Raw genomic sequence first — 7,485 nt, forward strand, 5'->3', positions numbered from 1 at the left:
ATTATGGTAGTTCACATGGCGACAGACAAGATGCTGAAGTCCATTCTGGAACCTCAGTATTTTGAATACCGCTTTATTACGCGGTTCCTGAAGTTTCTTTTCAAAACAAAAGTTTATAAAAACAGCCATAACCTCGATTACAGGAGAAAAAAATGATTGAACTCATAACCCATGGAGCCGAGTGGTTTATCGGACTCTTCCAAAAAGGGGGCGAAGTTTTTGTTGGCATGGTCACCGGGATCTTACCTTTATTAATCAGTTTGTTAGTAATCATGAATGCACTGATCAAGTTTGTTGGTCAGGATAGGATTGAACGATTGGCTCAACGCTGTGCCGGTAACCCTGTTTCCCGTTACCTGTTGCTGCCACTGATCGGTACCTTTGTATTTTGTAACCCGATGACCTTAAGTCTCGGGCGTTTTATGCCAGAAAAATATAAACCAAGTTATTACGCGGCCGCCTCTTACAGTTGCCACTCAATGAATGGTTTGTTCCCACACATTAACCCAGGTGAGTTGTTCGTGTTCTTAGGTATTGCCAGTGGTTTAACCACACTGGGCTTACCCCTCGGCCCGCTGGCTGTTAGCTACTTCCTGGTTGGGTTGTTCACCAACTTCTTCCGTGGCTGGGTTACCGATCTGACGACCTCCATCTTTGAACGCAAAATGGGCATCCGTCTGGACCGTAACGTACAACTTTAATATGTAAATTAAATACATACTGTGTGGAGCAGAGCATGAGTGAATTCATCAGGATTGAAAAAGGCGAAGGCGGCTGGGGTGGCCCATTAGTGTTGCCAATCGTACCGGGTAAGAAAATTGTCTATATCACCGCGGGTACCCGCCCGGCCATTATTGACCGTATCAGTGAACTGACTGGCTGGGAAGCGGTGGATGGGTTCAAAGAAGGTGAGCCACCAGCCGAAGAGATCGCCGTGGCGATTATTGACTGTGGTGGCACCCTGCGCTGTGGCCTGTATCCGAAACGCCGTATTCCAACCGTTAATATCCATTCAACCGGTCAATCCGGGCCGATGGCGCAATATATACTGGAAGATATTTATGTTTCCGGTGTGCGTGAAAAAAATATCCATAAAGTCAGTGGAACCGATCACGCCACCGCAACGGCTGCACCAGCAGAACCGGCGACAGCAACCGCAAGCAAAGCTGGTCGTGATTACGATACCAGCAAGAAAATTACCGAACAAAGTGACGGGTTACTGGCGAAAGTCGGGATGGGGATGGGGTCTGTTGTGGCGGTATTCTTCCAGTCAGGCCGCGACACCATCGATACCGTACTGAAAACTATCCTGCCGTTTATGGCCTTCGTTTCGGCGTTAATCGGCATCATTATGGCATCCGGTTTGGGCGACTTTATCGCCCACGGCTTAACACCGCTGGCCAGCAGCCCGATAGGCTTAGTGCTCTTGGCACTGATCTGCTCCTTCCCACTGTTGTCACCGTTCTTAGGCCCAGGGGCCGTTATCGCACAAGTTATCGGCGTATTGGTTGGGGTACAAATTGGTTTGGGGAATATTCCACCGCAATTAGCCCTGCCAGCGTTATTTGCAATTAATGCCCAAGCAGCATGTGACTTTATCCCAGTAGGTCTGTCTTTGGCCGAAGCGAAACAAGATACCGTTCGTGTCGGTGTCCCTTCGGTTCTGGTTGGCCGTTTCCTTACCGGAGCGCCAACAGTATTGATTGCCTGGGCAGCATCAGCCTTTATCTATCAGTAAGCACTAAATACAAAATTATCTGTAATACATTCAACGGTTAAGGATGTACGTATGAATACTATTTATCAGACAACTATTACCAATATCGGCGACAGCGCCCGCGAGGCGCTGCTTGATGACATGCTTATCACCTTCCGCGAAGGGGCACCCAAAGATATTGAAGAGTTCTGTTTTATCCATCAGCACAGCGATACCGATGGAGAGCTACAGGCTGGCAACATTATGGAACTGGCTGATCTGCGCTATGTCATCACCGCAGTTGGCGAGGTGGCAACTCAGAACCTGCGTGAATTGGGTCATGTCACCATTCGTTTTAATGGTGATAAGCAGCCTGAGTTCCCCGGTTCTATCCATGTAATAGGGCCAACACCCGATGATATTCCTATCGGTAGCTCACTGAAATTTATTCGTTAATTTATTCATTTATACCCGATGTCATTAGCATCGCAGTTAACCCTGCGACAGCTTCAAGTACTAAGGGTATTAGCCGAAGTAATTGGAATTGCAAAGGAAGTAGACGAACAAATCCCGATGAGCTGACACTCGTCAGTGATTCGGGTGAGTGAGTTCGACTAACACCGCGGCAGCTTCAAGTACCAAGGATAATTTTGGAGGTAGTTATGTCACAAGTAGCAGTAGTTATTGGCGGTGGACAAACATTAGGCGCATTCTTGTGTCATGGTCTTGCCGAAGCAGGGTATAAAGTTGCAGTTGCTGATTTAAATTCAGCTAACGCACAGTTAGTCGCTGATCAGATTAATGCCGAATACGGCGCAGATAGCGCCCGTGGTTTTCAGGTTGATGCCACCAATGAAAGCAGCGTGCAAATGCTGGCAAAAGCAGTAGATCAAAGTTTCCATCAAACTAACCTGCTCGTTTACAGCGCAGGCATTGCCAAGGCAGCACCGATTACTGATTTCCCACTGGATGATTTTGACCGCTCACTACAGGTCAATCTGGTCGGTTACTTCTTATGTGCTCGTGAATTCTCTCGCCTGATGATCCGTGATGGCGTTGCCGGGCGAATTATCCAGATCAACTCCAAATCAGGTAAAGTGGGCAGTAAACACAACTCGGGTTACAGTGCTGCCAAGTTTGGTGGCGTTGGTTTGACCCAATCATTGGCTCTGGACTTGGCTGACTACGGTATCACGGTGCATTCCCTGATGTTAGGCAATCTGTTGAAATCACCGATGTTCCAATCACTTTTACCGCAGTACGCTGCAAAGTTGGGCATTCAACCAGAAGAAGTTGAAAAATATTACACCGATAAAGTGCCACTAAAACGGGGTTGTGATTATCAGGATGTGCTTAACATGCTGTTGTTCTACGCTAGCGATAAAGCCGCCTATTGCACCGGACAATCAATTAATATTACCGGTGGTCAGGTGATGTTTTAAGTGTGATGTTGTCTGAAAAAACAGTTTGTCATCCCAGCAAGCGAAGGGGACTGTTTCTAGCGGTCTCACAGAGGCTTGGCCCAAGGATGGGCCAAGCAACGAACGCAGCTAACACTGCTGCAACGTCAAGTAAGAAGGATAAAAATATGTCTCCAACATCAGCACTGATCACTATTGTTATCATCGCCTGGGTGCTGCAAATCATGCTTGGCTGGTGGCAAATCAATCGGTTTAACCGTGCTTTTGACCGCCTGTGTCAGCACAGTAAATCAGTTGGTGTTGGCCGATCTGGCGGGCGCTTTAAGCCCCGCGTGGTAATGGCGCTGGCTTTCGATGAGAATATGCGGGTCAGTGACAGCATGATCATGCGTGGCATTAGCGTTTTCGCCCGCCCACGCCCATTACCTCAGCTTCATGGCTTACATCAGCAGGATTTAATCCCGGATGTGATCTTCCCTACGGATAAAGCATGCCAAACTGCACTATTATTAGCGATTAAACCGAAATCATGATATTTTCACAATGAAAGCTATTCTTTTTCATGTGAAAGTTATGCCTGAAAAAGAGGCAATGGAAATACTTGAGCGGGGATCGTTATGAAGCCAAAGCAGCGACAGGTTGCAATACTGGAATATCTCCAACAACACGGAAAGACGGCCGTCGATCAACTCGCCGCACATTTTTCAACCACCGGTACCACTATTCGTAAGGATTTAACCAGTCTTGAAAATGAAGGGGCGGTTATCCGTACCTACGGTGGGGTCGTATTAAATCGTGATGATATAGAACAACCCATTGACCGTAAAACTCACATTAATACCGATAAGAAAAAACAAATTGCTCAAGCTGCCAGCAAACTGATTAAAGACGGTGATAGCCTGGTTTTTGATGCCGGTAGTACCGTGTTGCAAATGGTTCCCCACCTGACAAAATTCAACAATATCACGGTGATGACCAACAGCCTGCATATCGTCAATGAACTGGTTGAGCTGGATAACGATCAAACTATCTTGATGCCGGGTGGCACTTACCGTAAAGGTTCAGCCTCTTTTCATGGTAGTCTGGCAGAATCTGCATTTGATAATTTTAGTTTCGATCAACTGTTTATCGGTGCAGATGGTGTCGATCTGAAAGCAGGTGTCACCACATTTAACGAAGTTTATCATGTTAGTACGGCGATGTGCCGTGCCGCTAGCCGCATTATTTTGCTGGTCGATTCCTCCAAATTTGGCCGTAAAAGCCCAAATGTAGTGTGCCCGTTAAGTGCCGTTGATATCCTGATTACAGATAAAGGTATTAGCCCAGAATATTTGCAAGCGCTACAGGACATGGGCATTAACATCATTCTGGTTGATAAAAATGACTAATCCGTTGATTACCTATGCCCGTGAAACACTGGAAATTGAACTGACAGAAGCGCATAAGCTGCTGTCACGTTTAGATGATAATTTTATCCGCGCCTGTGAGTTATTATTAGCCTGCACCGGTAAGGCTGTAGTTTCAGGGATTGGCAAATCTGGCCATATTGGTAAAAAGATTGCTGCATCACTGGCCAGCACTGGCACCCCCTCCTTCTTTGTACATCCGGCTGAAGCATTGCACGGCGATTTGGGCATGATTGGCCCTCAGGATGTGGTGATTTTTATCTCCTACTCAGGGCGCGCCAAAGAACTGGACCTGATTCTACCCTTGTTGGCGGATAGCCAGATCCCCGTGATTGCCATCACTGGCGGCAAAGAGTCCCCGCTGGCGCTGGGTGCTGCCTGTGTCTTGGATATCAGTGTCGAGCACGAAGCTTGCCCGATGGGGTTGGCTCCTACCTCCAGCGCGGTTAATACCCTGATGATGGGGGACGCTCTGGCAATGGCATTAATGCGCCATCGCGGTTTCGGTGCAGAAGATTTTGCCCGCTCACATCCTGGCGGCAGCTTGGGCGCAAGGCTACTTAATCGAGTCCATCACTTAATGAGAACCGGTGATCGCTTGCCGATGGTGAATGAATCCGACAGCGTAATGGAAGCCATGTTAGAACTGAGCCGTACAGGACTAGGGCTGGTGGCTGTATGTGACCCGGAGCAACGGGTTGTGGGGGTATTCACTGACGGTGATTTACGCCGCTGGCTGGTAAAAGGTGGCACCTTACAGCAACCCTTAGAAAATGCCATCACACGGCCAGGCTACCGATTACCTGAGCAATGGCGCGCAGGAGAAGCGCTGGAGGCACTGCATCAGCACCATCTCAGTGCCGCACCGGTGGTGAATCTGGATGGGAAACTGGTCGGAGCCATTAATCTGCACGACCTGCATCAAGCTGGCGTTGGTTGATATCCCCGTCATCGTTCAAGTTGTAGCTGTGTTGGTTGCATTCACGATTCAGGCCTCGCTGCTGCGAGGCCGCTGCAACCAGCATTCAAATCCGCCAGTGACATCTTCATCAATATAATCAATTAATCTAGATAAATTTACTTATTAGCGACCTGCCTGCAATCAGTGCCAATTAGGATCTTGCTGTAACTGCTTTTTGAGCATGGCCTGGATACTGTCATTGGGGCGACCGAGCCATTGATAGGTCGCGAACTCACTCGGTTTATCAAGTGCTTGTGGCTTGTCCGCCACGGAAATACGCATTCCCCATGCCTGCCATACTTGTTTTTTATCCTGACTAAACGCCACCCACATAAAGTTATTGCTGCAATCATGAGGTTTACAAATTCGCCCCACCTTATATTGCTGCCCTTGCCAATTTATCACCTCATAAGGTGCTGACGTCCCCACCCCTTTGCGTGCCCAGGCGGGGAGATTCTTTTGGCTTTTCACCATTTTTTGCCAGCTATTTTTATAAACCGGCTGTTGCAGCAGATCCGCCGTAGTCGGGCGGCTTTTGACAGAAGAAGTCTGGGCAACTGACGTGGCTGTGACAGTTGTGGTGGTTGGCTGCGCGAAAGCCCAGGAGCTGACACTGAGTATCACCGCAGCCACAAGACAATGGCGGGTTTTGTTACCTTTCATTATCGAAATCCTTATTATCTGATTAATCTACTCGCCGGACAGTGAGCCAGGCTCTGTGCAACGGCTTAGCGGGCGTGGTATTAGTTTGCCTGTCTATGACCATCAACCAGCGAAAAAGTTGATCCATAGCACGAATTTTCATCCTAATTCCAGTTATACCACAATCTGTATGACAGCTTGAGTTAAGCTATGAACCAGATAGCTATCAGCCGATCCCACCCGATAAAAGGCCATGCCATGTTAACCGTTGAGTTACCCGAAGAACCCGAGAAGCTGTATTACTCTGCCGGGGATGCCCACCCGCTGGCTAAGCTTGAAACGGATAAAATTATCCAGATGGTTATCGATCTGGATGTTGCCAATTCCGACAGCGAACATTATGTCACTGGCTGGATGGGACTAAATAGCGTGGTGGTGGTACGTAATTACCAAAATAAGCGCGGTACAGCCAATGGTTTTGTGGTGAATAAAGGCGATCGCTATCGTCTGAGCATTCAATCCATTGAATTTCGCATTCCTAAGGCCGTGTTGTGGATGAGCTTTCGCCGTAAACCCCGCACCATGGAGTTAATCACCTACGAAACATTGGGCGAACAACCCAGCGGTATGCAGCAGTACCGTAATATCCTCGATGAAGAGTTGCTACAGCAACTCGATGCCGATTGGCGCGAATTGAATGATTATCTTGGTGCAGCCTGCTGGCAACTTGAAAATGACACCCCGCTGTGGCAACAAACCCGACAACAGATAACGCCCGAGGCTATCCGTCAGTTAGTCGATGCGCCTATTTTTCGCACCAAACATCTACAGGCTGATGGGGATTACGCCGGGTTCTGGGCCGGAGAGTACTTTTTTGCCGTTCGCCAACCTAGCGCAGGCAACCCATTACCTGCGGTACAAATCTCCTGGCGTGAAGATGAAAAAGATATCGGCAGTTATCAATTTGATCTGATTAACGATGAAACAGGCGAGCCAAAACTCTCACTGTGTATTCGCCCACGCAAAGGCGCGGACAGCTATCTGCTTAACCGTTTTGATGCCCATCACTTACAACGTGCCATCGCGATGTTTGTGATGACTCAGCGCTATTTATTAGCATGAAATTCAATAAATAAGGCATGCACTTCGTCATTGGAGCTACAGGTAGGCGGCAAGTGAACACATCCCGATGAGCTGACTCAAGTCAGTGATTCGGGGGGGTGAGCGCAGCTAACACCCCTGCGACTTCAAGGACGAAGGATCCCCAAAGTCATTGGAGTTGCAGGTAGGCGGCAAGTGAACACATCCCGATGAGCTGACTCAAGTCAGTGATTCGGGGGGGTGAGCGCAGCTAACACC

The 7,485-nt window shown here is 48.4% G+C and carries 9 protein-coding genes; 8 read left to right on the forward strand and 1 reads right to left on the reverse strand.

The annotated features are described in order from the left end of the window. Positions 1-152 precede the first annotated feature (152 nt). The 7 genes from srlA (at position 153) to gutQ (ending at position 5,463) form a co-directional block, all read left to right on the forward strand. A complete protein-coding gene (gene srlA / locus V1952_RS18340) occupies positions 153-701 on the forward strand; it encodes a PTS glucitol/sorbitol transporter subunit IIC (protein WP_004877312.1) in 549 nt (182 codons plus the stop codon). Between the two features lie 35 nt (positions 702-736). Beyond that, on the forward strand, positions 737-1,738 hold the full coding sequence (gene srlE, locus V1952_RS18345; protein ID WP_083163240.1) for a PTS glucitol/sorbitol transporter subunit IIB: 1,002 nt from the start codon (positions 737-739) through the stop codon (positions 1,736-1,738). A 51-nt stretch (positions 1,739-1,789) separates the two neighbouring features. Further along, on the forward strand, positions 1,790-2,152 hold the full coding sequence (gene srlB / locus V1952_RS18350) for a PTS glucitol/sorbitol transporter subunit IIA (RefSeq protein ID WP_083163238.1): 363 nt from the start codon (positions 1,790-1,792) through the stop codon (positions 2,150-2,152). 206 nt (positions 2,153-2,358) lie between these two features. Beyond that, a complete protein-coding gene (srlD, locus tag V1952_RS18355; RefSeq protein WP_372559646.1) occupies positions 2,359-3,138 on the forward strand; it encodes a sorbitol-6-phosphate dehydrogenase in 780 nt (259 codons plus the stop codon). A gap of 146 nt (positions 3,139-3,284) precedes the next feature. Beyond that, positions 3,285-3,650, forward strand: a complete 366-nt coding sequence (gene gutM / locus V1952_RS18360; RefSeq protein ID WP_083163234.1) for a transcriptional regulator GutM — start codon at positions 3,285-3,287, stop codon at positions 3,648-3,650. A gap of 84 nt (positions 3,651-3,734) precedes the next feature. Next, on the forward strand, positions 3,735-4,505 hold the full coding sequence (srlR, locus tag V1952_RS18365) for a glucitol operon DNA-binding transcriptional repressor SrlR (protein WP_083163232.1): 771 nt from the start codon (positions 3,735-3,737) through the stop codon (positions 4,503-4,505). After that, positions 4,498-5,463: an arabinose-5-phosphate isomerase GutQ gene (gene gutQ / locus V1952_RS18370; protein ID WP_083163230.1), complete on the forward strand. Its 966-nt coding sequence runs from the start codon at positions 4,498-4,500 to the stop codon at positions 5,461-5,463. Before srlR ends, gutQ begins: the two co-directional genes overlap by 8 nt. A gap of 162 nt (positions 5,464-5,625) precedes the next feature. Here gutQ and V1952_RS18375 read toward each other — a convergent pair whose 3' ends face one another. Beyond that, complete coding sequence (locus V1952_RS18375) at positions 5,626-6,147, reverse strand: inhibitor of vertebrate lysozyme family protein (RefSeq protein ID WP_420075279.1); 522 nt, start codon at positions 6,145-6,147, stop codon at positions 5,626-5,628. A gap of 237 nt (positions 6,148-6,384) precedes the next feature. Between V1952_RS18375 and V1952_RS18380 the strand changes: the two genes are divergently transcribed. After that, positions 6,385-7,248, forward strand: coding sequence for a hypothetical protein (locus tag V1952_RS18380; RefSeq protein ID WP_420071792.1), 864 nt, complete (start codon positions 6,385-6,387; stop codon positions 7,246-7,248). The last annotated feature ends 237 nt before the right edge of the window (positions 7,249-7,485 follow it).

Origin of the sequence: Yersinia sp. 2542 StPb PI (assembly GCF_048593855.1) — a bacterium.
GTDB lineage: Bacteria > Pseudomonadota > Gammaproteobacteria > Enterobacterales > Enterobacteriaceae > Yersinia > Yersinia enterocolitica_E.

Coding starts and splice junctions, on each gene's coding strand:
- srlA (WP_004877312.1), top strand. CDS start 153: ATGATTGAACTCATAACCCATGGAGCCGAGTGGTTTATCGGACTCTTC.
- srlE (WP_083163240.1), top strand. CDS start 737: ATGAGTGAATTCATCAGGATTGAAAAAGGCGAAGGCGGCTGGGGTGGC.
- srlB (WP_083163238.1), top strand. CDS start 1,790: ATGAATACTATTTATCAGACAACTATTACCAATATCGGCGACAGCGCC.
- srlD (WP_372559646.1), top strand. CDS start 2,359: ATGTCACAAGTAGCAGTAGTTATTGGCGGTGGACAAACATTAGGCGCA.
- gutM (WP_083163234.1), top strand. CDS start 3,285: ATGTCTCCAACATCAGCACTGATCACTATTGTTATCATCGCCTGGGTG.
- srlR (WP_083163232.1), top strand. CDS start 3,735: ATGAAGCCAAAGCAGCGACAGGTTGCAATACTGGAATATCTCCAACAA.
- gutQ (WP_083163230.1), top strand. CDS start 4,498: ATGACTAATCCGTTGATTACCTATGCCCGTGAAACACTGGAAATTGAA.
- V1952_RS18375 (WP_420075279.1), bottom strand. CDS start 6,147: ATGAAAGGTAACAAAACCCGCCATTGTCTTGTGGCTGCGGTGATACTC.
- V1952_RS18380 (WP_420071792.1), top strand. CDS start 6,385: ATGTTAACCGTTGAGTTACCCGAAGAACCCGAGAAGCTGTATTACTCT.